The following is a 26,904-nucleotide window of genomic DNA, read 5'->3' on the forward strand; positions in this document are numbered from 1 at the left end:
CAACCTGGAGACCCTTCGTGCGCCTGCCGTCCGTGATGTTGATGTCCCTTGCCGTGTCCGCGTGCGTCTCGTCCGGCGAGCAGGGAGGGCAGCCTGTGCCGCCCGCGAACCTTGGGGCGACCCAAGCGAAGCCGTCTGCCGCCCCGACGCCGACATCTGCTCCCAGGTACACGAGACGCGTGACCTACGGCGACGGCAGGTACACCATGCCCGACGGCACGACCGTGGCGGCGGAGCCGGGGGGCGGCTTCACGCTGTCGAACGGGGTGAGAGTGCCGCCCGACGGCACGGGCGGGATCGTCCTTTCCCAACGGGGCACGGTGCGTTTCGGACGGTAACCGCGGCTATCTCTGTCCCTGACGGTCCTGGACGGCCGCAGGCCTTCTGCGGTGGTACGTTTTGGGATTGAACCGAATGTCAGCTCTGGCAGGGAACACCAGACATACCTGATGGACAGCAAATTTCCCAGGTTGACCCGATGCCCCAAGCATCCAGCCAGGAGCTTGCTTGCCCCTTGGTGGTCTTTGCTGCCGAATGCCGGACTATCCGCTACTGGGGTGGGTGGAACCGGACAAGAAGCGAACATTTCAGTTCGCTGTGAATCGAGGAGCAAAGCGCCCCTTGGATTTTCTCGGTCACAGATCCTTACGCGCCGGCTGAACGCTTGCTGACACCGACTCAATGTGCGGCCTCTTCGAGAATCCACGATCTGAACGTCGCAATCTTGGGTCGGCTGTGGCTCGATTCGGGATAGACGAGATAATAGGCAAACTCATCCAGGAGGGCTGTATCCGCGAGATGGATGAGGCGACCTTCCTCGAGTTCGTCAGCGATCATGGCCGCCGGCAATAGACCCGCGCCTTGCCCGCTTAGCACGGCTTTGAGGAGAAGACCCGAATCGTCGAATGAGGGGCCTCGAGGCGCCGAGGTTTCCTCAACGCCTTGTGACAGGAACCAAAGGTTCCAGCCCTTTCGCTCGGCATCGTGGACGTGAGGCCAATGGACCAGCTCTGTCGCACGGACCGGCCTGCCTTTTTCAGCAACGAGCGACGGGGACGCGACGGGCACAATTTCGACTGTGAGCACCCGATCGCTGTGTAGCCCTTGATAACGGCCAAGACCATGCCGAACCGCCACGTCCACTCCATCGCGGGAAAAATCCGCAAGGGCGCTGCTGGTTAGGATCCTCAGGTCGATGTCGGGGTGATCGTCTTGGAACCGCTTGAGGCGGGGCACGAGCCATGTTGCGGCGAAGAACGGCGTGACGCTGACGGTCAGCGTCGTGTCCGCCGCGATCGCCACACGCCTCGTGGCTTCTTCGATCTGTCGGAATGCATTTCGGATCGGAGGCAGATAGCTCTGGCCGACGTCGGTCAGGAAAATACCCCGATTGACACGGTGGAACAACTTCGTCCCGAGTTGCAACTCCAGCGTTTTGAGCATCTGGCTAACCGCGCCCGGGGTCACACACAGCTCAGCGGCGGCATTCTTCACCGATAGATGTCGCGCGGTGGCCTCAAAGGCGCGCAAAGCGTTGAGCGGGGGCAGTCGACCTTCAATCATTTAGTTTTTCTAATCCGATCAAGAGAGAACATATGGTTTGCACGGAAGGCCGAAAGGGGATCATTTAGGCCAACCATCGGCGTTCGCTTCGAGTCGCTCAGATTAGCCATACTGACGTGAATATGGAAGGTGACTGTTTCGATGATCAGCGGTGATGGGATTGGGTGAACCAGGCAGGGTTCCAAAAGAGAGACTGATATGAACGCTCCAGCCGCGGATCTCCACTACCTTGAACTCTCCGAGCTCGCCGCCTGCCTTCGTGCGCGCGCCGTTTCGCCGGTGGACGTCACACACGCGCAGCTCGAACGCATCGCGCGGCTGGATCCCTCATTGAATGCTTACGCCCTCGTCCTGGCCGACGATGCACTGTCTCAGGCCAAGGTAGCGGAGGCGGAGATGGCCCGCGGCGTATATCGCGGCCCACTGCACGGCGTGCCGGTTGCGGTGAAGGACTTGTGCTGGACAGTAGGGCGCCCTACGGCGGCGGGAATGCTCGCACGCCGGGACTACTGCCCTTCCGAGGACGCAACGGTGGCGTGCCGCCTGAAGGAGGCCGGCGCGATCATCCTCGGCAAGCTTCAACTTACGGAAGGCGCCTACTCGGATCATCATCCATCGATCAAGCCTCCGAAGAACCCTTGGAACCCGGACTATTGGCCCGGCATCTCATCAAGCGGTCCGGGCGCGGCCACCGCGGCAGGCCTGTGTTACGGCGCGATTGCCTCCGACACGGGCGGCTCGATCCGCTGGCCTTCCGCCGCAAACGGCTTGACCGGTCTGAAGCCGACCTGGGGGCGTGTCAGTCGCCATGGAGTCTTCGAGCTTGCCGCGACCCTGGATCACGTGGGACCGATGGCGCGCAACGCGATGGACTGTGCCCTGCTTCTGGCGACGGTTTCCGGCGCCGACCCGAAGGACCCTACGGCACTGCTCGATCCCGTACCCGACTACGCCGGACTGGCCGGTCAAGGTGCGAGGGGCCTTCGCATAGGCGTCGATCCCGCTTGGAACAGCGATGATGTCGATCCGGCTGTTCAGACTGCACTCGCGCAGGCCACGGAAGTCTTCCGAGCGCTCGGCGCCACCATCGTGGACGTAGCCTTCCCCGAGGTGGGGCAAGCAATTGTCGACTGGGCTCCCAATTGCGCCGTCGAGGCAGCGGTCGCTCACGAGGCGACCTATTCTCTGCGCAAATCGGAGTATGGACATGTCCTGGCATCCGTCGTGGAAAACGGACGCGCGCTCTCCGGCACGGATTACCAGAAGATCCTGCTACGGCGGTTGGAACTGCGCGGGCGGGTGGCTGCCTTGTTCGGTATCATCGACCTCCTGCTTACACCGGTGCATCCCTTCGGACCACTCAGCCTGGAGTCGATCCGGACGCTCGGTGAGCAGCCAGACCTCATCTTCAAGCTCCAGCGGTACACCTGCCCGTTCAACATGACCGGCAGCCCTACGATCACGTTGCCTGGCGGCTTCACTGACGCGGGACTTCCGATCGCGTTCCAACTGGTGGCCGCGCATCTGAACGAAACGGCTTTGATTCGAGCCGGCGTCGCTTTCCAGGGCGAGACGTTCTGGCACCGCCGGCACCCGGTGGCCTGACGGGGGGATATCATGAGCCGCACTCCGATCCGCTCCGGTCCCCGGGTATTCTATGGTTGGCTGGTGGTCGCCGCCGCCTTCACCGTCACTTTGCTCGGTTTCGGCAGCGCGTACACATTCAGCGCCTTCTTCGAACCGCTTCAGAGGGATTTCTCCGCATCACGTGGGTCCGTCTCTCTCGTGTTCTCGCTCGCCGGGTTTTTGTATTTCGGCCTCGGCGTCGTCAGCGGACCGCTGTCCGACCGGGTAGGCTCGCGCACCCTGGCGGTTGTCGGGATGGCATTGCTTGGAGCGGGATTGACCCTGGCCGGCGCTGCCCGCAGCTTGACCGAAGTCTACCTTGCATACGGCCTCGGCGTCGGGCTCGGCATCGGTCTGTCGTATGTGCCCGTGCTCGGCGTAGTGCAGCGTTGGTTCACGCGGCAGCGCGGCTTCGCGTCGGGTATTGCAGTGAGCGGGATAGGCATCGGCACGCTTATCATGCCGTCGCTCGCGTCCTGGCTGATTGATCTTTTCGGTTGGCGTACAGCCTACATCCTGATCGGCGGCCTCGCCGCGGTGATCGGCGCGGGCATGTCTCTGCTGATCGTCAATGACCCTCAGGATCGCGGGACCGCTCCGGATGGCGATCCCATCGGACCCCGATTGAACCTGCCCCTGCCTCAAGGAGCCTCAATTCGCGAGGCGATCCGGTCGCCGCATTTCATCGCGCTCTATGCCGCCTGCCTGCTCTGCTCGTTCGGCGTGTTCGTTCCGTTCGTCCATCTCGCGCCGTACGCGCTCGACCACGGCATTCCGCAATCGTCCGCCATACTGATCCTGGGCGCAATCGGTATCGGCAGCACCGTGGGGCGCTTCTGTCTCGGGGGCTTGGCCGATCGACTCGGACGGCAGGTATCACTGGTGGCGATGTTCGCCGGCATGGCGCTCGCCATGGGGGTTTGGGCGTTGTCCACGCAGGCGTGGCAACTCGGTACCTTCGCGATCGTCTACGGCCTCTTCTATGGCGGCTGGGTAGCCCTGCTCCCGGCCGTGGTGATGGACGAGTTCGGGGGGCGGAACGTGAGCGGGATCATCGGGATCCTTTATACCAGCGTCGCCTTCGGAACCCTTGTCGGGCCAAGCGCCGCCGGATTCGCGTTCGATCTCACCCAAAGCTACACACTGCCGATTGTCGCGAGCGTGTGTGCCAATATCGCCAGCACCTGCATCATTGCCGTTGCATACCGCTCCCGCATGAACAGGGTGAGGATAGGTTAAGGCGGGGCGCTGGCGCACGGAAAGTTGGTAGTGACCTGCAACAGCAACAATGACGGTGTGACGGCAGTCGGATCAAGTTCTCCCAAGCCGTGCACGGGATCGCGGCTGACGATCCGGCTCTCCCGCGGTTCGTGACGCATGTCCCGGCTGGCCTGAATTCCCTGATGAAGCGCAGCCGAGTCCGTTGGGTCGGCAGCCTCGATGACCGAGAGCACCTTTCGGTGGTCGCAGCAGAGCCTGGAGCAGTATCTGTTTGGATGGCTCTGTTGAGGGCGATGGACAACTTCATCACAGGAATCGGGCGCAGGAAACGGGTCGTCGCCCCCGATCCGATCTGGGAAATCGGTCATGGGCATTGAGCCCAAAGAAGGATTTCCATCAGTGACTACGCTCATGAACAAGACGGCCATCGTGACCGGGGCCAGCTCCGGCATTGGATACGCAACGGCCAAACTATTTGCGCAGGAAGGGGCGAATGTGCTCGTCACGGCGCGCCGAGCCGATGAACTGGAAGCGCTGGTTGCGGAGATCAGGGAAGCCGGAGGTGCTGCCGTCGCGATTGCGGGCGACGTGAGGGACGAGGCACTGGCCGAGACACTTGTCAGAACCGCGATCGAGCGCTTCGGCGGTCTCGACATCGCCTTCAACAATGCTGGTGTCGTGGGCGACACCGGAGCGGTCTCGGGCCTGTCGCTGGATGGATGGCGCGATACGCTCGAGACCAACCTGACGAGCGCGTTTCTCGGCGCCAAGTACCAAGTCCCGGCAATGTTGGACCGAGGCGGCGGCTCGTTGATCTTCACTTCGTCCTTTGTCGGCTACTCGGCTGGCATGCCCGGAATGGCCGCCTATGCCGCGAGCAAGGCGGGTCTCATCGGGTTGACCCAGGTTCTCGCGACCGAGTCCGGGGCCAGGGGCGTTCGCGTGAACGCCATCTTGCCGGGCGGGACCGATACACCGTCGAACATCGTCAACGCGCCGGGATCGCCTCCGGAGGTCCGCACCTTCGTCGAGGGCCTGCATGCCCTCAAGCGGCTTGCGACCCCGGCGGAAATCGCGAAGGCAGTCCTGTTCCTGGCGTCGGATGCTTCGAGCTTCGTGACGGGCAGCGCCTTTGTCGTCGATGGAGGTGTTTCCATAACCCGGACGTAGGGCTCGGGAAGCGCGGGTTCGCGCCCAGTGCGCGAGCCCGGTCGCGCAAAACATGTGGGTTCCTGAAGCTGCCCCTATTCGGGAACTGCCGCCGGATCGCCTTCCCAGGTCAGCTCCGGCGCCTCGTTGCCCTGCCAGCAGCAGCACCGGTACTGCGATGTCGGCCGCCGGAGCGCCTGCGCGAGCCTAGGCTCCAGGCTCAATTGCGGGAATGATCCGACTCTGGCGCAGCCTCGCTGCTTCCAAAAAGAGATATCAGTTGCTACCTATGACCATGGTTGGAAAATCAGGCACGCCAGTGGCGTTTCGAGAGGCGCGAGAGCTGGGTGAGTGGCTGGCGAAGCATCACCACAGCAGGAGCGAGCTGTGGGTCCAAATCTTCAAGGCCGACTCCGGCCATCCGTCCGTCACCTGGACTGAGTGTGTTGTAGAGGCGATCCGGTTCGGTTGGATCGACGGCCAGAAGCAACCGCTCGATGACAGGTCTTTCCTCCAGCGGCTCACGCCGCGGAAGCCGAAGTCGAACTGGTCAGCCAGGAATCGAGAGCATGCAACAAGGCTGATCGCGGAAGGGCGGATGACGCCTGCCGGGCTCGCGCATGTCGATGCGGCAAAGGCGGATGGGCGCTGGGAAGGCGCCTATGCAGGATCGGCGGCGATGGTGATCCCTCAAGACTTCCTTGACGCGCTGGAGACGATGCCGGACGCCAAGGCGTTCTTCGAGACGCTCGACCGCAAGAACCTCTACTCGATCTACTATCGGCTCCAAACGGCGAAACGGCCCGAGACGCGAGCGAAAAGAATCGCTCAGATCCTCGCGCAGCTTGAACGTGGCGATCGGTTTCACTGAACTGCAAACCCTGGCGAATTTCGTAGAAGCATTTACGGAAGCAGTGTAGCTGCGCGATCAAGGTTCTCATTGGGACGGCATCTCCAAAGGAGCTCTCGCGGACAGGTTCACTACGGGATGCGGGGCGGCCTCCTCGGACCAGTCACCTACTGCCATTGCTGGCAGAAGGCCCGCCTCAAATCGTGAGGCGGGCCTTCACTGCATCAAGCTGCGAGAGCCTGCTGGCGCAAGACAGTGTCCAAAGTGATCTCCCCCTGGAACCCACCCACGCTGACAGCGGGTTCGCCACGCTCGATCGCGTGCGCGAACCTGACTGCCGGATCCGCCTCCAGCCTCTCGAACAGACGCTGCAAGCCCGGATAGTCGCGGCGATCGACGACGTCGTGATACTTGGTCCACCGCGCGATGCCTGCGAAGTAGGCATCGGCCAACGTGGGTCGGTCGCCCAGCAGCCAGTCCTTGTCGCCGAGCATGGCTTCCAGGTCGGCATGGGCCTTGGTTACCTTCGCCGCACCGTAAGCTCTGAGGGCGTCCTTCTCGGACCCCTCAAGGCCATGCTCGAAGACGTACCAGAGCGGACCGAAAGCGGTGAAGAAGCTCGTGTTCAGGAACGCCAGAACTCGGTTGAACCGGTCGAACTCCGGCGTGCTCTGGGCGAAGGACAATCCCTTGTTGATGCCACGCGCACCGAGATGGTGGAGGATGGCCAGGCTCTCGCTGATCCGCTCGCCCGTGGCGGTCATCAGCGTCGGTGTCTCGCCGACAGGATTGATCCGGCGGTAGGCTTCGCTCTGTACATCTGCCGGCATCTCGATGCGGCAGAGGCGGTAAGGCTCTCCGAGCCATTCCAGCGCGACGATCGAGCCGAACGAGCATCCCGACGGAACGCCGTACATGAGGGTTTGAACCATGCGTGTCTCCTTTGGTCTGTGACGACACCAACATGGCACCATGGACTTTGACCCTGTAGCCGTTACTTTGGAGACCATAAGTCCACATTTGTGAACGATGGCGCATGAGGTTCAACTTCAACGATCTGCATATTTTTGTCCAAGCGGTCGACAGCGGGGGCTTCGCAGCGGCCGCACGGCATCTGGGCGTTCCCAAGTCGACGGTCAGCAAGCGGGTGGCCGAACTCGAGGCTGATCTTGGAATCCGCCTGATCCATCGGACGTCGCGCAGCTTCGTGCTGACCGACGTCGGCCGGGATTTCTACGACCATGCCCGGGCCGCCGTCATCGAGGCCGAGGCCGCCGAGAGCGTGGTGCAGCGGCGGCAGGCCGAGCCGGCGGGTACGGTGCGGATTACCGCCTCAGTGCCGGTGGCGCAGTTCCATCTCGCCGATCGCCTGCCGACCCTGGCCCGCGCCTATCCCAAGCTGGACCTGCAACTCCACGTCACCGACCGCTTCGTCGACCTGGTCCGTGAGGGCTTCGATATCGCGATCAGGAGCCACTTCGCGCCGTTGCCCGATTCCGATCTCCTTCAGCGCCGGATGGCCACCGAGCGGATCACGCTGGTCGCCTCACCGGACTACCTGGCCCGGCGGGGCGTGCCCCGGCGCCCGGAGGACATCGTCGGCCATGACGGGCTCCTGACGGCTCCAACGTCCAAGACATGGCTCCTGAAAAGCAATGACGGACTGGAGGTTCAAGTCGCTCCGGCGGCGCGTCTGGTGGCCGATGAATCCTCGGTGCTGTTGCGGGCCGCGGCTTCGGGTCTCGGCATCGCCTGCCTTCCCGAGACGATGACAGCCGCATTGGTCGAAAGCGGGGACTTGGCAACGGTGCTCCCGGACTGGGCTGCCGGCATCGTGACCTCTACGATCCTGACGCCTCATCGGCGCGGCCAGCTCCCAGCCGTGAGGGCAGTCCTCGATTTCCTGGCATGCGCCTGACAGCCTGGGATCGATGGCTCCGGTGAGGACCACTCCGGTGGACGCGGGATGTGTGCAATGGCCATGACATGGAGAGCGCCATCCCGAGTATCCTCGAGGATACTCGGATGGGTTCAATCGGAGCCGGTGGTCTTTGCTGCCGAATGCCGGATATCACTGATGGTGGCGCTGTTGCTCGGATCGCATCCTTTCCCTGGCATCTGTGGTCGGATGGGAATGCAAAAAACCCGTTCAATCCTGATCAGGGGCGCCAAGCGGAAAGAGATGGCGATACGGCCGTGCCTCGTCCACAGCCCGTGCGAATGACGGCCGCACCAGCAGTCGCCTGCGATAGGCCCGGACGTTGCCAAACACTTCGCTGACCGGGTGCACCCAATCAGCGTAGAAGAGCGAGGGGGCTGCCGCACAATCGGCGAGGCTGAAAGCCTTACCCGTCGCCCATTCTCGCCCATCAATGACCCTATCAAGCCAGGCATAGGACCTATCGAGCATCTCGCGGGCCTCAGCCACGCCCTGTGGATCTCGCGCCTCCGGAGACCGCAGGCTGTCGGACACAATCCTCTGCACCGGTGTCATGATGTAGTTGTCAAAGAAGCGGTCCATCATTCGCACGTCGAGAGCGGCTCGGGCGTCCTCAGGAACGAGGCGCGTCAATCCCGGGTGATGGAAGTCCAAATGCTCGATGATGATGCTCGTCTCGACGATTGGGCAGCCGTCGTCCACCAAGACCGGAAACCGCTTGATCGGCCACAACGCCGCCAATTCTGAGTTCGCCTGCTCGTTGTCGAGCATCCGGTACTCGAATGCGGTGCCATTCTCGTAGAGCGCGATCAGCGCCTTCTGACAGTAGGACGAAAAGGGGTGGGCATAGAGCGTCAACGTCATCGTCACCTCGTGCGGGAGTATCTGGTTTCAGAATGCAACTGGTTGATTGGTAGCTCGACCGATCCTATTTTGCAAGCAGTCTCCGATGAGGATCCACATGGACGATGCGCACCGCTCCGGTTGCCCGATCAACCTGACGCTCGAAGTTCTGGGCGACCGATGGAGCCTGATCGTCATCCGAGACATCATGTTCGGGAATCGGCGCCATTTCCGCGAGTTGCTGAACCGCTCGGAGGAGGGGATCGCCTCCAACATTCTGGCCGCTCGGCTCAAGCGGCTGATGGAGGCCGGACTGCTCACGAAAGCGGACGATCCCAGCCATCAGCAGAAGGCCATCTATAGCCTGACCGAGCCTGCCATTCAGCTCGTGCCCCTGCTCGTGCAGATGGGGAGCTGGGGGCGGCGCCACAGGCCGGTCTCGGAGGAGCTGTCGATCCGCGCGCAGTTGCTGGAGGAAGGCGGTCCTACGCTTTGGGATGCATTCATGGCGGAGCTCCGTGCGCTGCATCTCGGCGCGCCTGCTTCGAAGCGCTCGGTGCTGCATGAGCTTCAGGCCGCATACGAAAAGGTCGCTGCGCAAAAGAAGGCTCCTCACTGAGCGTTCGTCATCCGAAGAAGCGATTCCATATAGCCTTCCGCGAGATTGCACATCTGAACCAGGAAGGTCGGTTAATGGCACATCCCGGAAGTACGTCAAACTTCAGTACTCACAAGACAAGCTGACCTTCATAAGGCTATGCTCAACGGCTCAGTTTGACCGATGCTGTTGAAGAACTCGGTTGTGTCGGCGCGCAGAGCGTGATTCCGTTCTCCTCAGGATCTGTGAGGAGGCGCAGCGATGATGGGGCGTCAGCGGAACGATCAGGCGCAGTTCTTCTATGCCTTTCACTTGGACGAGCGCGTTCCCGCCGGCCATCTCCTCCGCAGGATCGACGTCTTCGTCACCCAGGCGCTGGCCGGCATCCATCGTGAGATCGCGGCCTTCTACAGCCACACGGGACGGCCCTCAATCGATCCCGAACTGATGATGCGCATGCTGATCGTCGGCTACTGCTACGGCATCCGCTCAGAGCGCAAGCTGTGCGAGGAGGTCTCGCTCCATCTGGCCTATCGCTGGTTCTGCCGGCTCGATCTGGACGATGCGGTGCCGGATCATTCCACCTTCTCGAAGAACCGGCACGGGCGCTTCCGCGACAGCGATCTGCTACGCCTGGTGTTCGAGCGCGTGGTCGGCCTCTGCCTGGCCGCCGGGTTGATCAAAGGCGAGGGCTTTGCCGTCGACGCAAGCGTCATCGAAGCCGATGCCAGCCGCTACCATGGCCTCGAGCCAGAGAAGATCGACTGGGATGCCGTCGAACGGCCAAGCCGAGCCGTGCGCGAGTATCTTGCGGCCCTCGACGGCGCGGAGGAACTCGAGGCTGGCCGCAAGGCGCCGAAGGTGATCTCGCCCTCCGATCCGGCCTCTGCCTGGACGGCCAAGGCCAACAAGCGGGTCCAGTTCGGCTATGGGCTGAACTATCTGATCGACAACGAACATGCCATCATTGTCGATGTTGAGCCGACGCCGGCGCGCACCTTCGACGAGGTGCGCTCCACTGCCACTATGCTCGAGCGCACCCGGGCCCGGTTTGGTCTCAAGCCGAAGAGGCTCGCGGCGGACACCGCCTACGGAACCGGCAAGTTCCTGGACTGGTTGATTGGCCAAAAGATCGAGCCGCACATTCCGGTCTGGGACAAGGGCAGCCGTGACGACGGCACGTTTGGCCGCTCTGACTTCAGCTTCGATCCCGCGCTGGACCAGTACACCTGTCCGGCGGGCAAGATCCTGAAGCAGTTCCGGCGCAATTACACAGTAACGCGCACCGACAGCGCTCATGACGGTATTCGCAAGTACCGTGCCTCGCAGAAGGACTGCCAGATGTGTGAGCTCAAGGCGCAGTGCTGCCCGAACATCCTGGCCCGTAAGGTGTTACGCAGCGTCCATGAAGAGGCACGCGATCAGGCGCGACAGTTGGCCGGAACACCGCAGTTCGCGACCTCGCGCAACGAGCGCAAGAAGGTCGAGATGCTGTTTGCCCATCTCAAGACCACCCTGCGGTTCGAGCGCATGCGCCTGCGGGGACTGACGGGCGCCAGCGATGAATTCCACCTCGCCGCCATGGTGCAGAACTTGCGCCGCATGGCGCGGCTGACCGCGGCCGCGGCCGCCTGAGAAAGGAGGCAGGCTGAGGCCGGCAGCCTCAGGTTCAAACTACCTTCATCCAAGCCACGAAGAGACAAGACCCGGGGACCCAGCGGCGCGACCGGCGGAGTTTTTCAACAGCATCGACCCGATCCTGACGTTCACAAACGATCAGACTTTTGAGACTGTCGCTTTTCTCAGGTGCAGTCTGTGCGGTGCTATCTGGTGGTTCTGAAATACCCGCTCGTCAATGAAGAGCGCGATGGCAGCGATCCGAAGTAGGGCCCAAGCGCAAGTAAAGCAGGTCCTCAAGACGAGGATCGGTGCCCGGATGAAATTGCCTCATCTGAAACGTCGGCCTATTCGTTTGTCACTCCGCGACGGGCGCTCGACACTGGAGGCATTCTGAACCTCAGACAGGAGCCTTGCATGTCCAGCCCAGTTCTTTGCGAAATCTCGGAGGGAATCGCCACCCTCACACTCAACCGCCCCGAGAAGCTGAATGCGGTCAACTATGCGATGGCGGATACCCTCCTTGCAGTTTTGGATACCTTGGAGGCCGACGAGAATGTTGGCGCCGTGATCGTGACGGGGGCCGGCGAACGGGCCTTCTCCGCAGGCGGCGACATCGGCGAGTTCTCGCAGAGCGTACGTCGCGGGCCCGCGGTGGCAGTCCGGGAATTCGTGCGACGGGGACAGGCCATGACCGCTCGGATGGAGGCCTTTCCCAAGCCCATCATCGCGGCGGTCAACGGATTGGCCTTCGGTGGGGGTTGTGAGATCACCGAAGCGGTCCATCTGGCTGTCGCCAGTGAGCGCGCGGTCTTTGCCAAGCCGGAGATCAAGCTCGGCATGCCGCCCACTTTTGGCGGTACCCAGCGGCTGTCCCGCCTCGCGGGTCGCAAGCGGGCCTTGGAGCTGCTGCTCACGGGAGAGACCTTCTCACCCGGACGAGCCCTTGAGATGGGGTTGGTCAATCAGGTGGTTGCCCATGGCGATCTCATGCCCGCGGCAAGGGATCTTGCACACCGCATCATGCGCCATTCACCGCTGGCGACGGCAAGCATCATCACGGCCGTCTGCCGCGGCCTGAACATGACCATCGGCGAAGGCTTGCAGATGGAAAGCGAGCAGTTCGCCCGTGTCGTTCCGACGCAAGACATTCGTGAGGGGCTCGATGCCTGGATCGAAAGGCGACACCCTGTCTTCACCGGCACATGAGGAGGCCGGTCAGGGGTGATGGGCGTTGATCTCGGCTCGGATCCAGTTGCGGAAAGCCGTCACCTCCGGACGGGTCAGAGACTCTCGACCGGCCACAAGCCAGTAGCCGGTCGAACACCGCCGCGGCGGTCCGAGAACCGGGACGAGACGCCCTGCCTCGATATCAGCGGTCACAAGAGGCAAGCGGCCGATGGCCACGCCGAGCCCCTGCGCGGCAGCCTCCAAGGCCATATGGATCGTGTCAAAGCGCAGGCCCCGTTCGGAACGGCTCAGACCTCCGCCCGTCATGGCGGACCATTCGTGCCAGTCGTCGGTGACACTCATCACATGCAGCAGGGGCACGGCCTCCAGGTCCTGCGGCGTCCTGATGGTTTTTGCCAGGGCCGGCGCACAAACCGGGACCAACTCCTCCATCACCAAGCAGACGGCATAAAGGTCCTGCCAATCACCGCGCCCCATGCGGATCGCCACATCGATCCCATCTCGCGGGAAGTCGACCTGCCGCTGGGCCGTGTTCAGCGACACCTCGATATTGGGGTGCTTCGCGCTGAACCTCGGCAATTTGGGAACAAGCCATCGCACCCCGAAGCTCGGGGCTGCGCTGATAGCCAGGCGGCCTGTCGGGTGCCGGCCGGGGACGGCCTCGGTGGCCTGGGCAAGCTGCTCAAGGACATGGCGGACCTGCGGCAGGTAAGAAGCGCCCGCACCGGTGAGGATCAGGGAGCGGTTCCCACGGGCGAACAGTTGCACGCCAAGCCAAGCCTCCAGCGACTGGATGCCGTGACTGACGGCACTTGGGGTCAGGTTCAGCTCTTCTGCGGCCAGCTTGAAGCTCAGATGCCGTCCGGCGGCCTCGAACAGTCGCAAGGTGTTGAGTGGCGGCAAGCGATACGCCATGGAAAGGCTCCCTTCCTCGGCTGAGCTTTACCGGTTTGCATTCTGACGCCAACTGAAATCGGGTGGAGCTCGAGTGAGCGAGATTCATCTCGGGGCCTGCTCTGGCCGAATGGGCCTGATGACCAGCGCCTGCTGAACTTGAACCCGGTTCCAACCTCGGAACGGCGGCTAATGTGTAGGGTTTCGGATGCCGGCCATCACAGGCGCAGCCAGACGCACCGGGGCCGGCGTCCGAAAGCCTCCAGGGAACGAACCCGCGGGATGAAGTCCGCAGGTTTTGGCCTATGGGGATTTGACGGTTCCGCCTGGTCCGCTGTCGCCGGATAAACGCGTTGGGCGAGTTGGTCGTAAGTCTTTGACCGGTGGCCACGGCACGGGAGGCCCGCAGAAGGTGCGAGGCGGCCGTGGAAGAGTGGATGATTCCAGCCTTGCGACCCGTATGACCGATGCCCGCAAGCTCAGTCGCACGGAGCGATCCGGCCGCCGATGGTGAGCTTGCTCGGCAGCGGTACAATCCGGTGAGTGGGGCGAGCTCATGGCGTTTGCGTCCCAGGCGGCGCACGGGCATGGGGGCCACGCGCGAAGGTCTCAATGACGATCATGCGGCCGCCGCAGCATGGGCAGCGCAGTCTCCTGTCCGGAGATGCGGCAGAGCCGGCCTTGTCCGTATCAGCGCAGTCCGTCTCAGGTTCCGGCACGGCGAGCAGGGCGCGGGCGCGCAGGAGGTTCGCCTTGCGGCCGGCACTGGCGAGAAGGCCGTAATGGCGAATGCGGTGGAAGCCCTTGGGCAGCACGTGGAGCAGAAACCGCCGGATGAACTCGCCCGCATCGAGTGTCATCACCTGGTAGCGCTCAGGGCCGGTGCGGCGATAGTCCTTGTAGCGGAAGGTGACACCCCTCTCGTCGAGCGAGATCAGCCGCGCGTTGGAGATCGCGACGCGGTGGGTGTAGCGCGACAGATAGGCCAGCACCGCCTCGGGTCCGGCGAAGGGAGGCTTGGCGTAAACGAACCACTTCGTCCGGCGCAGGGGCGCCAGGAGCCGGCAAAGGCGCGCCGGTCGCTGAGGCTCGCATGATCGCCGAAGAACTCGAGATGCCCGGCCGCATGGGCGTCGGCGAGCTTGGACAGGAACAGCCGCCGAAACAGCCGCGAGAGCACACGCACGGGCAGGAGGAAGCCGGGCCGGCACGCCACCCACCGCTGGCCATCGAGCGAGAGGCCGCCGCCGGGCACGATCATGTGGACATGCGGGTGGTGGGTCAGGGCCGAGCCCCAGGTGTGGAGCACGGCGGTGAGGCCGATGCGAGCGCCGAAATGCTTCGGATCGGCCGCGAGGGTCAGCATCGTCTCGGCCGCGGCCTTGAACAGCAGATCGTAGATCACCGCCTTGTTCTGCCAGGCGATGGCGGCAATGCGGGCCGGCAGCGTGAACACGACGTGGAAATAGCCGACCGGCAGCAGATCGGCTTCGCGCGCGGCAAGCCAGTCCCGCGCCGCGGCACCCTGACATTTTGGGCAGTGCCGGTTGCGGCAGGAATTGTAGGCGATGCGGACCTGGCCACAGTCCTGGCAGGCCTCGACATGACCGCCGAGGGCTGCGGTGCGGCAGACCTCAATCGCCGCCATCACCTTGAGTTGGCCAAGGCTGAGATGGCCGGCCTGGGCCGCGCGCCAGGCGGCGCCATGGCGCTGGAAGATGTCGGCGACCTCGAGCGGCGGGCGGCTCACCGCCGCCCGGTCACCCGTCCGGCCGCGTCTAGTCCTGCGGCACAAGCCAGATCCGGTCAAGCGGGCTCATGACGGTGCGGATTGTGCTGGTGGCGACGCGGGCATAGAGCGCGGTGGTGTCGAGCTTGGCATGGCCGAGCAGGACCTGGATGACGCGAATGTCGATGTCCTGCTCCAAGAGATGCGTGGCGAAGCTGTGGCGCAGGGTGTGCGGCGTCACCCGCTTCTGGATCCCGGCGGCTTGGGCGGCGGCGTGAACGGCGCGGTTCACCTGACGGGTGGACAACGGCGTGACCGGATTGCGACCGGGGAACAGCCAGCCCTGCGGCAGCATCAGGCCGCGGCGGCTTCCCTCGCGCCACCAGGCGCGCAGGAGCTCGAGCAGGTGCGGGGACAGCATGGCATGGCGGTCCTTGCGGCCCTTGCCCTGCTCGATGCGGATCAGCATGCGGGTGCTATCGATGTCGCTCACCTTGAGCGACACGACCTCGGAGACCCGCAATCCGGCGCCGTAGGCCGTGCCCAATGCGGCCCTGTACTTGGGACCCGGTGCCGCTTCGAGCAGCCGCGTCACCTCCTCGAGGCTCAGCACCAGTGGCAGCTTGCGCGGCTGGCGGACGAGCGTGAGACGGCGGGCGAGATCAGGCCGGTCCAGGGTCACGGTGAAGAAGAAGCGCAGCGCCGCGACGGTGCTGTTGATGCCCGGAGGCTGGAGGCCCACCTGCGTCTGGTGCACCTGGAACCGGCGCAGGTCCTCGGCTGTGGCCTTGTCGGGGGAGCGGCCGAGGAAGGCGGCGAAGATCTTCACACAGCGGATATAGTCGTGCTGGGTCTTCGCGGTGAAGCCGCGCACGGTCATGTCCTCGATCATGCGCTGGCGCAAGGCGCTGCCGGACGGATGCGACGGGTGGACGATCATGGAGCGCTCCTCTCAAGCTGAAGGCTGACCCTTCATGCTCGGAGGCGGAGCCCCGTCCGTCACCTCTGATCGCTCACAGCCTCACTGGCGTCAGAGGCTCAGCTTCAGCCTTGAAACACGCGCCCTCCCGCGCGAGCGGGTTCGTTCCCTGGCACTTCTGAGACGTCAGCCGGAGGGCAGCAATCCTCACGGAACCGGACGTACCAAAGGCGCCAGGAACTTCGGTGCGCGGCCTGTTGCCGACCATTTAACGAGTGCGGCATTTGCCTGGCGATCGTGATATGCACTACCTCCATTGGAGATCAGCCCGGTTCACACGCCGGATCGGTTGCGGGCATGATCCGACGCGGGCAGGATGTGCGGCATCAGGAGGCATCCGGGTGACTGCGAAGACCGAAAAGCCAGAGAAGCCCGAACCCGCTCCGGCCAAGGAGGCCCAGTCGTTCGGGGAAGCGCTCGACGAAATGGGGTTCCTCCCGGTCAACCCGCCCCAGAGGATCGTCATTCGATCAGGCAGGGCTGGCAGACCCCTGAGGCTCGGGAGATTGCGCAAAGAACAGACCTGAGGGCTGTCAGATTGCGCTCCTCAGCGTCCTTCCAACCAATCAGGCATTCGGTTATAGGGTCATGCCTCACTGCGAGGCTCATTCCGGCAAGACGGTATCACCACATCTTGCTGCTTGTGAAATGGGCGGTTCCGGAAAGCATCACTTCGGGGTCTTGGGGAGCCGTAATCCTTCGCCTTCATCGTCGGTTTCCTGAAGGAACCGGACGCCTTGGCGCTCGTACACACGTTGAACCGCCTCGAGCACGTCGATGGTCACCTTAGCGGCTCCAGACTCCATGCGTTTCACGGTCTTGTCGCTCAAACCTGCGGCTTCGCCGACCTGCTCCTGAGTGAGATTCAGGAGAAGACGTGCGGCTTTCAGGATCTTGGGCCTCGCTAACATTCGGCCACATCGGCAACGCTCAGGTTGCCTTGTCAACAATTGTCCCGTAAAAGTCGTTTTTTGTCCTCTCGTTCGATATTAATGTCCCCTGAAGGGACAGAGTCGATGGACAAGGCGTGGGGTGAAGCCTATACCGGCCAAGGATTCGGGATTACGAATCAGGGAGGCGCTTCGCATGTTTGGGCTTAAGGACGATGGATTCGATGATGCGGAACGCATGCTCTTGATAGCTGACCGCCTCGAACGGCTGGCGGCAGACCTCAGGACGATCCACGCCGGCACCGGTCCAAGCCAGAGTCGACTTGCCAGCGCCCCGGTCATCGATGATTGGGCCTTTGAGTTCGTACCCACTCAAGCGATCTTCGGAAATGTGTTCGACGAGGCAACCAGGAGGCCTCTCGCATTCTTCACGACAGACCTTTGGGTACTCGCAAAGGAACAGGGGTGGGTACTCACGCTCGCAGGCTTGTTCAGGCTCGGCATACCTGACCGCACCTGAACCTCAGGTCATCGGCTCTGCGGGGTCAGCGCCACAACCCTGCTCCTGCGTTTTATCGACCGTTCACCGGCTCCAATCACGCAAAGCGTAATGTCTTGAGACCACCAAAACCCAAGTCGATGTCCCGCTAGGCGGGCACCCGCGACCCACTCAGTCGGATACCCGATGCGAGTGCGATGCGGCGCGGTCCCTCTTGTCTAACTCAATGGAAACGAATTGCGATGATACTCATTACTCGCGAGTATGGCCCCTTCCGGGGCCTCCTCGACCTCGAAATCGATCGTCTTGTCCGTCTGACCGCGGATCTCATGGCAGTAAGGCACAGCAGGGGGCCGACTAAGTCGGATCTTGAGGACGCACCGATCCTCGGCAATTGGGAGCGTGGTACCCGGTCGGTCCCCTGCCTGATCGGCAATGTCTGCGACCATCCGGTGCTGCCCGGCATGGGACGCCCGATCGCCACGTCCGATCTCTGGGTCCTGGCCCCGGACAAGGGATGGGCGAGGACGAGGTCGCGATGGTACCGCCTCGGACGCCCACGTGAGGCCAGTCTAACTTCGTGACGAGGGAATGGATTCGTGGCCACCAAGGAAACATCCGGGGAAGCTAAGCGCATCCGCGTTACACTCAGGCACTTCGAGCGCCGCAAGAATGCGGCTGTCGCGGGTAGTCACCTGCCGACCGAAGTCGAACTGCTTGCCGGAATGCCTTTCCTCGGCGCCGACATCCAGCGCGACATGCAAGCCTTCGCGGAAAGGTTGATGCCTCGCCTTCAAAGGAAGGCGGATCACGCTCATTTCGCAATGGTCATTCACGGCCTAGAGCAATTGACTGTCAGCGCCGGGATGGACGAGGTCAGGTCACTTGCAGACATGCTACGCGTGGCGGCGGCTTCCCTTCCTGTTGGGGCGAAGTCCTGGCAGATGCGCTGCCAAATCTATCTTGCCCATCTCGGCGACCACGGTGCCGCCATCGAACTCGCCCGCCAGACGATCACGGCCGTGATCGGGTTGGAGCAGGATCCAGCCGAATCGGAATACGCTATCCCGTTGATCACGTCGGCCTTGGGTTGGATCTCCTTTTCCATATCCGACCCTGCGTTCGCATACTTCGGGAAGGAAGCGCGGTTGCTGCGCACACGAAGGCCCGCCGATCTCGTGTCCCACTATGGCTGGATCCTGACCAACCTCATCGAGATACAAGCCATTTCCGAGCAAGCGGCTAAAGTTAAAGCCGCGATTGAAAAGGCCCCGGAAGAGCACGCGGCAGAAGCTCCGGCCAACTCACCGCAAGAGGAGAAGCTGGGGATCAATTTCCCGTCCTCAGTTGTCGTTCTTCAGCAGGTGGGAAATGCGACCACAAGCGAGGGAAAGAAGGTGGCAAAGGAGCTGGAGCCGCTCACCGGAAAGGCGTTGCCTCTGGTCCCAGTGCCGGACCTGATCCAGGTACGGACTGCTTTGCACGCCGAGTTCCCCTATGCGACGGACGTGATTGATCACATCCTTGTGGATCTCGTACCTCGTTCGCATGTTTTGCTCCGCCCTACGATCCTCGTTGGGCCGCCAGGATCCGGAAAAACCCGATTGGCACGCCGACTTCTCACTGTGCTGAACGTGCCGCATGATGTCGTTCCCTGTGGCGGAATCTCTGACGGAAGTTTTGCGGGGACACCGCGCCGCTGGTCAACCGGCGAGCCCTCTCTGCCACTTGCCCTTGTAACTCGGTACCGGATCGCTGGGCCAGGTGCCGTGCTGGACGAGATCGAGAAAGCCGGCACCTCCCGTTTCAATGGACAGGTGCACGATGCGCTTCTGGCCTTTCTCGAGAAGGAGACGGCCCGCCACTTCCACGATCCATATGTGCAAGCGCCATGCGACATTTCTCATGTCAATTGGCTGATGACGGCCAACTCCCTTGACGGACTTTCCGCTCCGCTGCGTGACCGCTGCCGGATCATCCCTTTTCCGGAGCCCGTACATGAGGATCTGCCGAAGCTCTCCCGCCAAATCATCGCCGATATCCTGGCGATGCAAGGGTTAGATTATCGTTGGATCACTCCACTCGATGAGGTCGAGATGTCGGCTGTTGCAGCAGCATGGCCAGGAGGGTCCATTCGAAAGCTGAGGAGGATGATTGAGGTTATCCTGGCCTCACGAACCATTCCGCATTGACCCTGATGAATTTCAGCGACCGGTAACAGGTACCACCGGACTTCGGCAGACCAATTTGGTGCTCTTCAGCTTCACCTTTGCAAGGGCACCACGTGAGGCTCAAAGTGGGACCACCGCAGGAACGCGCGGCGCTGAACGGCAGGATCATGTGGACGGTGCACGTGCCTGGGGCCATCAAGACGCAGCATTGGACATACATCTGTTCCGTCCGCTGAATAGACTATCGACATGTAGGATCGGATCTGGCTGCAAGAATGGACACAAGACGCATCACTCAGATCGAAAGCTTAGAAACAAGGATTGAGTCCAGAGTGGTTGCGACATAAAGTATTCATTCAAGGACTCAGTATTATCCAAGTACCTGCTTTGTCAACAATTCACGAAATTCATTATTATTCCCAATCTGGGCGAAATTTTTCTCAGCTTCTAATTTTAGTTTGTACCTACAGGCCGGGATATTAGATGCGATACCACTTGATTACTTGACAAACTGCCATAGCTGCCTGAGACTGGCATCAGGATCTTGCATTGAGTTAGTTGCAGAACGAGTAATCCGGTTCGGACTACGGCCTCCGGCTTGTCGAAAAAATGGCCAGTATTGGACAAGAAATCGGACAAGGCCCAGCCTGTTCGACGGCTGATGCTTGCGCCCGCAGATGCGGGCGCTCAAAGCCGCGAGATTGGGCAATGATAGCGGCGACGACGCCAAGCAATCGACCTGAAGGCGAACTTGATTACTGAGATAGCCAAGGACCCTCAATATGGCTTACAACCGCTACGCCTTCACTGAGAGCAAGTTCTCACGCTTTATGAAAGAGGGTCGAGGAAGCGGAACCGGCAAGGAATACAAGCCGTGGCTTACGGTTCACGATGTAAGCTCGCGAGGGCGGGTTCACCGTGTCTTTTGCGCAACGACCGGACGCGTGCACCATCTTCTCTCTGACAATGAGTTTCGTGCCTTCCTGGTACTATGGTGGCGCGATGATACAATAGATATCCGCGAGCAGTTCCCGATTCCGGACCGGCGAGAAACATTGGCAATCGCCAGGTCGCTCGGAGTGCGCCACCCCGTTGATCGTGCTAGCCAGTCTCCGATTGTCGTCACGACGGATCTCCTTTCCACTCAGGGTACTGTTCATGACCCGATGCTGGCAGCATACTCCGTTAAGGAGGCAGACGACTTAAGCAGCACAAGGGTACTCGAGAAGCTTGAAATAGAGCGAACGTACTGGATGCGGCGGGAGGTCCCGTGGTCACTAATGGTAAGTGACGACTTGAAGAACAACTTCACCAGAAATCTCGCATGGATATACGATCCCGGCCCTCGCACTCGCAGCGACGCTATGGCCCGAAAAGCTGATGAGCTGCTAGCACCCTATATGCTTGAGGCCATGGCGACCCTAAGAAGCGATCCGGTACGTTGCATCTGTCTAGGGATCGACGCGAAGCTTGATTTCACTCCTGGGCGCACGCTCGCCTGTCTGAGGCGCTTCATCGCCTCCAAACGCATCCGCGCACCTCTCGATCTAGCACGAATTCAAGATCTCCCAGCTTCACTGTTCCAATTCTGATCGCCGATGACCTGGTCAGCACAGATTCCACTCGCACGTCGAATGCTAATCTGGGACGTCGCGCACGAGGAAGTGTGCCGAATAGTCGATCTCAATCCAATGACAGGGCTGGCCTGGCTTTATAGGGTACAGAGGTCTGAATGGCCCTACCCAGTTCCCCAGGAGACACTGCTAAACGCAATCCAAATGCCTGACGGTGACTTCCGCATATACTGCGATGACCCACTGAGACCGACCTTCTCCTCCACGACCGGCCTGGATGACGCGGCACTGAGTGCAACCGATAGGAAACACGCCAAACTCTGGGAGATGATCAAGCCCTTGGTAACGGGCGAAAATGCGCGTGCACTGCTGACAAAGGCTACCCGGACGCCGCTTATTTCTGCCCGATCGAAGGAAGTGAAATGCAGCCGACAAACTTTGGTCAGGACGCTTTGGCGTTTTTGGGCGCGCGGAATGACCTACCAGGCAATAAGGCCTGATCTACGAAACTGCGGGGCACCCGGCAAGGCCCGCATCGCAACTGAACGTAAGCTTGGGCGGAAGACTCCAGACTCATCAGGTACAGGAGTCCTCATAAATGAGGAAACTCGTCATTGGCTTCATATCGGTGCAGATTACTATTTTCACACCAAATGCACCCGACAGCAGGCATTGGATTTCGTCGTAGAGCGCTTCTGCACAGAAGACTCCGTCGACTCCATGGGCCGCCCGGATGTTCGCATCGATGATCGCACTCCAACCCTCCGCCAGTTCGACCATTTCGTGCGAGTTTTTTATTCTTACTCCCGCCGTTACCGTGGAGTGCATGGAGAGAAAGCTTGGAATCTTCAGGGTCGGCCCACAACAGGCGATGCCAAGGGCGACGTACTTGGTCCTGGTGATCGCTACTACATCGATGCTACTGTTGCAAACGTTTACCTCCGGTCGCAGCTTAATCGCCAACTCATTGTAGGCAGACCGATCATCTACCTCGTTGTAGACGCCTATAGCGACATGGTCGTCGGAATCTACGTCGGCTTCGAGGGACCCTCTTGGATAGGTGCCATGATGGCGCTCGTCAACGTCGTGACTCCCAAAGTCGAGTTCTGTCGTCAGTTCGGCGTCGACATCACGAGGCATGAGTGGCCATGCCATCAGCTTGGGAAGGTAATCCAGGGTGATTGCGGAGAGCTGAAGCATGCTGTCGCGGGCCAGAACATCGAGAGATCCCTTGGTGTTGAAATCGACAACACCCCTGTGGGGCGACCGGACCTGCAAGCCCCGGTCGAGAGACGCTTTGGCACAATACCCGCGACGTTCAGGGAGTTCACCCCAGGATATGTTGAACCAGACTTCGGTGAACGCGGTGCCAAGGACTATCGTCGCGCAGCGAGACTCACCCTAAAAGAGTTCACCGCAATCCTGATCTACGCAGTATTGGATCACAACTACCGTCCAGTTGAAGGCAGGCCCATCCCACCTGAGATGATTACTGCTGGCATGGTTGGCTCTCCACTCGACTTTTGGGAATGGGGGATCGCCAATCGGAGCGGTGAGCTCACGCTCGCCTCAATCGACGAGGTAGCCCTGAGCGTTTTATGCATGACTTCGGCGCAGGTGACTCGGAATGGTATCCGCTTTGAAGGCGAATACTATACCTGTGACACCGCTCAAAACGAGGAGTGGTTCGCCAGAGCTCGCGTTCGCGGCTGGCGCGTTTCGATCTCGTATGATCCACGAGATCTCGGTACCTTTTATCTTCGCGACCCGAAGCTTCACGGCGGATATGAGATTTGTCGCACCATCAACCCAGACTCTGACCGTGTCGGCACATCTCTTGTCGAGGTCAGGGATCTCAACCGGGAGAGAAAGGCCGTACTGGCCACCACTGCCAAGGATCGACTGAAACGCCGGATCAAATATCGCCGCGCCGTCGCTGCAATTGAGAGGCAAGCGACTGCGAAGACCGAAGCTGTACTAGACCCCAATCTATCAAAGGCGGAGCAAGTGTCATCGATCAAACAGAACAGGGCGGAGGAGAAGCATGCGCAACGTAAACGAGAAAGCCTTCTATTCAGACTGGATACGTCCGAAAAGTTTGACGACAAGAAAATCCTCACTGAAGCGGCTGAAGCGGTGATGCGCTTTGAACAGGATGCAATCACCTCCCTTGAAGAACATGACCACGAGTTCGAGAGGCCAGAGCAGGATGACGACACTTGAGAGAATCCCTCGCCCCAAAATCCTAACCGCCGAGTACCGGCCCGCAGCGCTTCCGGAGCACCGCGGAAACCCCCTGATTGAAGCGCTCCCTCCTTTTGCTCAGGGCAAAGACATGGCGAAGGCCTTCGCACGCTACCCACCAATCTCGAAAGAGGAGAGGCGTTATCCCCCCGAAATTCGACTGCAAGCAATACTGCGGCTGCACCGCTACCTTCAGCCTCTCCCTTCTCACTTCGAGATCATGGAAAGGATCAATCTCATTTTGCGTGCCGGTTACGTATATCGCAATCCATTGGATGAGCAATTTCGAGCCGCCCAGGTGGCTTTGTACAGGGCAAGTATGGATGGGCTATTCCAACCCATAACGTACTATGAGCCAACCACAGCCCCATCCGCATCCCTATTTGGAATATCTGGTGTGGGGAAGTCGACCGTGGTGGAACAGACTCTCTCATTCCTTCCACGCGCAATATGTCATGAAAGACATGGCTTCATCCAGGTCCCTTGGCTCAAAATCGATTGTCCGCCAGGGGGACACCTTAAGGATTTTCTCCTTGCAGTTCTATTGAAGATTGATGACTTACTTGGCACTGAGTATCGTCCAGCTAGACGTTCCGATAGGACCATTGCGGAGCTGATACTCAACACTGCGAAAGTTGCCGCGAGCCACTACCTAGGTATTCTCGTGATTGACGAGATCCAAAACCTAATCGATGCAAGTGGCGTCGGCCTGGACCTTCTCTTGCAGTTTTTCGTGATGTTCGCAAATGTCGTGAAGATACCGATCTTCGTAATTGGCACCCCTCGCGCAGTCAATCCGATCCAGCGTACGTTCCATGGAGCACGGCGGGTCGGAGACTTTGGCGCGATAGTCGCCCTACCTCTTAGCCGTGGCCGGTCTTGGGACTTCTTCTTGCCTCGAGTGTTCAAATACCAGTGGGTGGCGAAACCGGTCGTTCTGGATGATGAACTCTCATCTGCCATATTTGACCTGACCCAAGGGGTACACGCACTTGTCATTCGGCTATTCCAACTAACGCAAATCGAGGCTATTCGCCTTGGAACTGAGACGCTCACAATACAACTGCTTCGGATGGTGGCTTCGCGCCAGTTTCAGCTTGTCGAACCAATGCTAAAAGCGCTGCGGAGAGGAAAGGATATCAAGAAAAGGAGCCACGATGATCTTTTCGCCACCGGATTGACCGCAATCGGAAATTCTGTGGCAGATACCGTTCGCCTGGAGACCTTGAGGCAGGCAACAACTGAAGATGACCTTTCCAATGCGCACAGGCTCCACGTCATATCCGTTCTGATTGGATTCGGCTTCGACCAGGATCGCGTGGATGAAGTTGTAAACGCAATGTTTAATGCTGATCCAATTCTGAGTGTTGCAGATGCAGTGCGCCAGGCATTGGAGCAACTGCAAGTACGATCTGCATGCAACCAACACCCTCCCCACCCGACTTTGCAGGAAATCGTCGGAAATGCTGCGTCCGACGCTCGCCCGGCTGAAGCATTACGATCGGCTGGAGTGATCTACCCCTTGATTGGAGACAGCAGCAAGTCACCTTGAACGACAGGGAGATCTGACTGTTCCGTTAAAGTAACGGCAACGAACTATAGGGATTTCGCATGTCGGTTCAACTCCCGATGCCGTATCCGGATGAGCTTCTATACAGTGTCATCGCACGCTACGTCCGGTATCTTGCTCTGTCGTTCAAGCATGTTCAATGGGCATTGTTCGGCCGTTTGGAGGCACCTCGCATGGCCCTACCAGTGTCTCTTGGTGAATTGGCGGCTAGGACGGCTGCGACCTGGGGGAAGTCGGCTAATGAGATCGCGATCGAATTGACGCTTTTTCCATACTATGGATGCTGGGCAGTTGAGAGAAGATCCAATAACTGCCTCGAGCTGATGCGAAGTGGCGGAGGCAGTGCATTTCTCAGTATCGGCGCGACCGCTTCGTCCGTAATGCCAAAGCACTATCCAATGTTCTGCCCGGAATGTCGAAGTGATGACTTGTCGAAGTATGGAGAAACCTACTGGCGTCGATGCCATCAGCTTCCGGGTGTCTTCGTTTGCGTCGAACACGAGTGTCATCTTGCATTTAGTGGATGTAACACTAAGGCGCAGCACTATTTTGACGCTACGGACCACACACACTCGGCCGCGCCAATGCGCCTACCGACTTCGGGAGCTGATATGGCGCATTTGATCGCTATTGCAAAGAGATCTCGAGACATACTCTATGGTAAGGCTCCGGATTGGCTAGGTGATGACTTGCACTTCGCCTATGCCACGAAATTGGCCAATGCGGGATTTACAGGGGCCAAGAGTCGCGATCTCATCGATAGGATCGAACGAGCCTTTGACGAACATTTTGGAGGGTTCGCACTTAGGTTCCTCCCATTACAAGGTAGGCGATCTTGGCTTCGTGAAATACTGTGGCGAAGAAAGGAGACGACATGCCACCCTCTGCGTCACATACTATTCCAGCTTTTCCTAGAAGCGTGTGGTAATGAACCGTCTGGAGAAGTCCGCTTCGCGGCTGGTCCGTGGAAGTGCCCCAATAAATACTTTCAGCATGAAGACCCCTTTCCGATTACGGGGACGTTCAGCAAGCCCAGATGCGATGGAGTACGATCGGTATCGGCACGATGTTCCTGCGGCATGCGTTTTACGTTTTCCCGCTGCAATGAGGCAGACGCACGACTTCCTATTATCAGGACGGTTCGCTGTCTGGCCCCAACTTGGGCAGAGGAAATTAATCGCTTGAAGGCATCCGGTATTAGTACCTTACGGATTGCTATGCAGATGCAGCTTCCTTTCAATTCAGTAAAGTATCTTCGCAATTGTAAAGTTGGTCCAAACTGGTTGCGGGACCGCCAGTCTGATTTGCGAAAACGTTGGAAGCAATGTGTTCAAGAGGCACCAAGAGGTAGCTGGAGTATCGCGCATAGCAGAAACAGGCAGCTATACAGAGAATTGCTAGCGCTTGATCGGAAATGGATGGAAGAAAACAGGCCAAAAAGGGGTAGACCCGCGCGCCTGACTAAGAGCGATTGGCACCTTAGGGACAGGGAATACTCAAAACGTTTGAGAGATGCTGTGCGAGTCCTCAGAAGAGATATGACACACTGCTCAATATCAGCCCACCGAGTCATCCATGCAGCGAATTTGAAACCGTGGCTCTACAGGAGGCTTGGCTGTTTGCCCAAATGTCGACGGCTATTAGCGCCAATGATGCGACGACAGCATCGAGTGATACCGCCCTAGGAAATGGGACAATATATCACAATATTCTTTATGACTGGCGCTAACCAAATCTCAGCTTAAACTTGTACCGGT

General features: G+C 60.2%; 22 protein-coding genes and 1 pseudogene. 16 read left to right on the plus strand and 7 right to left on the minus strand.

Annotated elements, in window-relative coordinates:
• Positions 1-17 precede the first annotated feature (17 nt).
• Complete coding sequence (locus ACS5Q0_RS11180) at positions 18-338, plus strand: hypothetical protein (RefSeq protein WP_473126708.1); 321 nt, start codon at positions 18-20, stop codon at positions 336-338.
• A 340-nt stretch (positions 339-678) separates the two neighbouring features.
• On the opposite strand, the gene gcvA (ACS5Q0_RS11185) is transcribed toward ACS5Q0_RS11180, so the two are convergent.
• Positions 679-1,563: a transcriptional regulator GcvA gene (gene gcvA / locus ACS5Q0_RS11185; protein ID WP_473126709.1), complete on the minus strand. Its 885-nt coding sequence runs from the start codon at positions 1,561-1,563 to the stop codon at positions 679-681.
• 198 nt (positions 1,564-1,761) lie between these two features.
• Between gcvA (ACS5Q0_RS11185) and ACS5Q0_RS11190 the strand changes: the two genes are divergently transcribed.
• The 4 genes from ACS5Q0_RS11190 (at position 1,762) to ACS5Q0_RS11205 (ending at position 6,430) form a co-directional block, all read left to right on the plus strand.
• Positions 1,762-3,168 (plus strand): amidase, encoded by a 1,407-nt coding sequence (locus tag ACS5Q0_RS11190; RefSeq protein WP_473126710.1) that lies wholly within the window; start codon positions 1,762-1,764, stop codon positions 3,166-3,168.
• A 12-nt stretch (positions 3,169-3,180) separates the two neighbouring features.
• Positions 3,181-4,428, plus strand: a complete 1,248-nt coding sequence (locus ACS5Q0_RS11195; protein ID WP_473126711.1) for an MFS transporter — start codon at positions 3,181-3,183, stop codon at positions 4,426-4,428.
• 348 nt (positions 4,429-4,776) lie between these two features.
• Complete coding sequence (locus tag ACS5Q0_RS11200) at positions 4,777-5,580, plus strand: SDR family oxidoreductase (RefSeq protein WP_473126712.1); 804 nt, start codon at positions 4,777-4,779, stop codon at positions 5,578-5,580.
• A gap of 211 nt (positions 5,581-5,791) precedes the next feature.
• On the plus strand, positions 5,792-6,430 hold the full coding sequence (locus tag ACS5Q0_RS11205) for a YdeI/OmpD-associated family protein (protein WP_473126713.1): 639 nt from the start codon (positions 5,792-5,794) through the stop codon (positions 6,428-6,430).
• A gap of 203 nt (positions 6,431-6,633) precedes the next feature.
• Here ACS5Q0_RS11205 and ACS5Q0_RS11210 read toward each other — a convergent pair whose 3' ends face one another.
• On the minus strand, positions 6,634-7,341 hold the full coding sequence (locus tag ACS5Q0_RS11210) for a glutathione S-transferase family protein (RefSeq protein WP_473126714.1): 708 nt from the start codon (positions 7,339-7,341) through the stop codon (positions 6,634-6,636).
• 104 nt (positions 7,342-7,445) lie between these two features.
• Between ACS5Q0_RS11210 and ACS5Q0_RS11215 the strand changes: the two genes are divergently transcribed.
• Positions 7,446-8,327: a LysR family transcriptional regulator gene (locus ACS5Q0_RS11215; RefSeq protein ID WP_473126715.1), complete on the plus strand. Its 882-nt coding sequence runs from the start codon at positions 7,446-7,448 to the stop codon at positions 8,325-8,327.
• A 231-nt stretch (positions 8,328-8,558) separates the two neighbouring features.
• Here ACS5Q0_RS11215 and ACS5Q0_RS11220 read toward each other — a convergent pair whose 3' ends face one another.
• Positions 8,559-9,212: a glutathione S-transferase family protein gene (locus ACS5Q0_RS11220; protein WP_473126716.1), complete on the minus strand. Its 654-nt coding sequence runs from the start codon at positions 9,210-9,212 to the stop codon at positions 8,559-8,561.
• A gap of 97 nt (positions 9,213-9,309) precedes the next feature.
• Here ACS5Q0_RS11220 and ACS5Q0_RS11225 point away from each other — a divergent pair, with 97 nt between their 5' ends.
• The 3 genes from ACS5Q0_RS11225 (at position 9,310) to ACS5Q0_RS11235 (ending at position 12,615) form a co-directional block, all read left to right on the plus strand.
• Positions 9,310-9,810, plus strand: a complete 501-nt coding sequence (locus tag ACS5Q0_RS11225) for a winged helix-turn-helix transcriptional regulator (RefSeq protein WP_473126717.1) — start codon at positions 9,310-9,312, stop codon at positions 9,808-9,810.
• Positions 9,811-10,050: 240 nt separating this feature from the next.
• On the plus strand, positions 10,051-11,424 hold the full coding sequence (locus tag ACS5Q0_RS11230) for a transposase (protein WP_473126718.1): 1,374 nt from the start codon (positions 10,051-10,053) through the stop codon (positions 11,422-11,424).
• 399 nt (positions 11,425-11,823) lie between these two features.
• A complete protein-coding gene (locus ACS5Q0_RS11235; protein WP_473126719.1) occupies positions 11,824-12,615 on the plus strand; it encodes a crotonase/enoyl-CoA hydratase family protein in 792 nt (263 codons plus the stop codon).
• A 9-nt stretch (positions 12,616-12,624) separates the two neighbouring features.
• Here ACS5Q0_RS11235 and gcvA (ACS5Q0_RS11240) read toward each other — a convergent pair whose 3' ends face one another.
• The 4 genes and pseudogenes from gcvA (ACS5Q0_RS11240) to ACS5Q0_RS11255 form a co-directional block, all read right to left on the minus strand.
• Positions 12,625-13,512, minus strand: coding sequence for a transcriptional regulator GcvA (gene gcvA / locus ACS5Q0_RS11240; RefSeq protein WP_473126720.1), 888 nt, complete (start codon positions 13,510-13,512; stop codon positions 12,625-12,627).
• Between the two features lie 533 nt (positions 13,513-14,045).
• Positions 14,046-15,241: pseudogene (locus ACS5Q0_RS11245) on the minus strand (IS91 family transposase).
• Positions 15,242-15,269: 28 nt separating this feature from the next.
• Positions 15,270-16,160: a tyrosine-type recombinase/integrase gene (locus ACS5Q0_RS11250; protein ID WP_473126721.1), complete on the minus strand. Its 891-nt coding sequence runs from the start codon at positions 16,158-16,160 to the stop codon at positions 15,270-15,272.
• 707 nt (positions 16,161-16,867) lie between these two features.
• Complete coding sequence (locus ACS5Q0_RS11255) at positions 16,868-17,110, minus strand: helix-turn-helix domain-containing protein (RefSeq protein ID WP_473126722.1); 243 nt, start codon at positions 17,108-17,110, stop codon at positions 16,868-16,870.
• 175 nt (positions 17,111-17,285) lie between these two features.
• Between ACS5Q0_RS11255 and ACS5Q0_RS11260 the strand changes: the two genes are divergently transcribed.
• The 7 genes from ACS5Q0_RS11260 to ACS5Q0_RS11290 all read left to right on the plus strand — a co-directional run bounded on the left by ACS5Q0_RS11260 (position 17,286) and on the right by ACS5Q0_RS11290 (position 26,832).
• Positions 17,286-17,609, plus strand: coding sequence for a DUF6634 family protein (locus ACS5Q0_RS11260; protein ID WP_473126723.1), 324 nt, complete (start codon positions 17,286-17,288; stop codon positions 17,607-17,609).
• Positions 17,610-17,830: 221 nt separating this feature from the next.
• The gene (locus tag ACS5Q0_RS11265) at positions 17,831-18,172 is read left to right on the plus strand and encodes a DUF6634 family protein (protein ID WP_473126724.1); all 342 of its coding nucleotides are present in this window, start codon (positions 17,831-17,833) and stop codon (positions 18,170-18,172) included.
• A gap of 15 nt (positions 18,173-18,187) precedes the next feature.
• Positions 18,188-19,780 (plus strand): AAA family ATPase, encoded by a 1,593-nt coding sequence (locus tag ACS5Q0_RS11270; RefSeq protein ID WP_473126725.1) that lies wholly within the window; start codon positions 18,188-18,190, stop codon positions 19,778-19,780.
• 761 nt (positions 19,781-20,541) lie between these two features.
• Positions 20,542-21,351, plus strand: a complete 810-nt coding sequence (locus ACS5Q0_RS11275; RefSeq protein WP_473126726.1) for a TnsA endonuclease N-terminal domain-containing protein — start codon at positions 20,542-20,544, stop codon at positions 21,349-21,351.
• A gap of 456 nt (positions 21,352-21,807) precedes the next feature.
• Positions 21,808-23,556, plus strand: a complete 1,749-nt coding sequence (locus ACS5Q0_RS11280) for a Mu transposase C-terminal domain-containing protein (protein WP_473126727.1) — start codon at positions 21,808-21,810, stop codon at positions 23,554-23,556.
• 112 nt (positions 23,557-23,668) lie between these two features.
• Complete coding sequence (locus tag ACS5Q0_RS11285; protein WP_473126728.1) at positions 23,669-25,129, plus strand: ATP-binding protein; 1,461 nt, start codon at positions 23,669-23,671, stop codon at positions 25,127-25,129.
• Between the two features lie 77 nt (positions 25,130-25,206).
• Entirely contained in the window at positions 25,207-26,832 is a 1,626-nt protein-coding gene (locus ACS5Q0_RS11290) for a TnsD family Tn7-like transposition protein (protein ID WP_473126823.1), read from the plus strand.
• The last annotated feature ends 72 nt before the right edge of the window (positions 26,833-26,904 follow it).

It is taken from the genome of Microvirga sp. HS2 (assembly GCF_055792805.1).

Bases quoted from the DNA above. Each gene is read 5' to 3' on its own strand.
- ACS5Q0_RS11235 (WP_473126719.1), top strand. From the start codon at position 11,824: ATGTCCAGCCCAGTTCTTTGCGAAATCTCGGAGGGAATCGCCACCCTC.
- ACS5Q0_RS11225 (WP_473126717.1), top strand. From the start codon at position 9,310: ATGGACGATGCGCACCGCTCCGGTTGCCCGATCAACCTGACGCTCGAA.
- ACS5Q0_RS11205 (WP_473126713.1), top strand. From the start codon at position 5,792: ATGATCCGACTCTGGCGCAGCCTCGCTGCTTCCAAAAAGAGATATCAG.
- ACS5Q0_RS11195 (WP_473126711.1), top strand. From the start codon at position 3,181: ATGAGCCGCACTCCGATCCGCTCCGGTCCCCGGGTATTCTATGGTTGG.
- gcvA (WP_473126709.1), bottom strand. From the start codon at position 1,563: ATGATTGAAGGTCGACTGCCCCCGCTCAACGCTTTGCGCGCCTTTGAG.
- ACS5Q0_RS11200 (WP_473126712.1), top strand. From the start codon at position 4,777: ATGGGCATTGAGCCCAAAGAAGGATTTCCATCAGTGACTACGCTCATG.
- ACS5Q0_RS11210 (WP_473126714.1), bottom strand. From the start codon at position 7,341: ATGGTTCAAACCCTCATGTACGGCGTTCCGTCGGGATGCTCGTTCGGC.
- ACS5Q0_RS11280 (WP_473126727.1), top strand. From the start codon at position 21,808: ATGACCTACCAGGCAATAAGGCCTGATCTACGAAACTGCGGGGCACCC.
- ACS5Q0_RS11275 (WP_473126726.1), top strand. From the start codon at position 20,542: ATGGCTTACAACCGCTACGCCTTCACTGAGAGCAAGTTCTCACGCTTT.
- ACS5Q0_RS11255 (WP_473126722.1), bottom strand. From the start codon at position 17,110: ATGTTAGCGAGGCCCAAGATCCTGAAAGCCGCACGTCTTCTCCTGAAT.
- ACS5Q0_RS11230 (WP_473126718.1), top strand. From the start codon at position 10,051: ATGATGGGGCGTCAGCGGAACGATCAGGCGCAGTTCTTCTATGCCTTT.
- ACS5Q0_RS11285 (WP_473126728.1), top strand. From the start codon at position 23,669: ATGGCGAAGGCCTTCGCACGCTACCCACCAATCTCGAAAGAGGAGAGG.
- ACS5Q0_RS11190 (WP_473126710.1), top strand. From the start codon at position 1,762: ATGAACGCTCCAGCCGCGGATCTCCACTACCTTGAACTCTCCGAGCTC.
- ACS5Q0_RS11250 (WP_473126721.1), bottom strand. From the start codon at position 16,160: ATGATCGTCCACCCGTCGCATCCGTCCGGCAGCGCCTTGCGCCAGCGC.
- ACS5Q0_RS11265 (WP_473126724.1), top strand. From the start codon at position 17,831: ATGATACTCATTACTCGCGAGTATGGCCCCTTCCGGGGCCTCCTCGAC.
- ACS5Q0_RS11220 (WP_473126716.1), bottom strand. From the start codon at position 9,212: ATGACGTTGACGCTCTATGCCCACCCCTTTTCGTCCTACTGTCAGAAG.
- ACS5Q0_RS11290 (WP_473126823.1), top strand. From the start codon at position 25,207: ATGCCGTATCCGGATGAGCTTCTATACAGTGTCATCGCACGCTACGTC.
- gcvA (WP_473126720.1), bottom strand. From the start codon at position 13,512: ATGGCGTATCGCTTGCCGCCACTCAACACCTTGCGACTGTTCGAGGCC.
- ACS5Q0_RS11215 (WP_473126715.1), top strand. From the start codon at position 7,446: ATGAGGTTCAACTTCAACGATCTGCATATTTTTGTCCAAGCGGTCGAC.
- ACS5Q0_RS11260 (WP_473126723.1), top strand. From the start codon at position 17,286: ATGTTTGGGCTTAAGGACGATGGATTCGATGATGCGGAACGCATGCTC.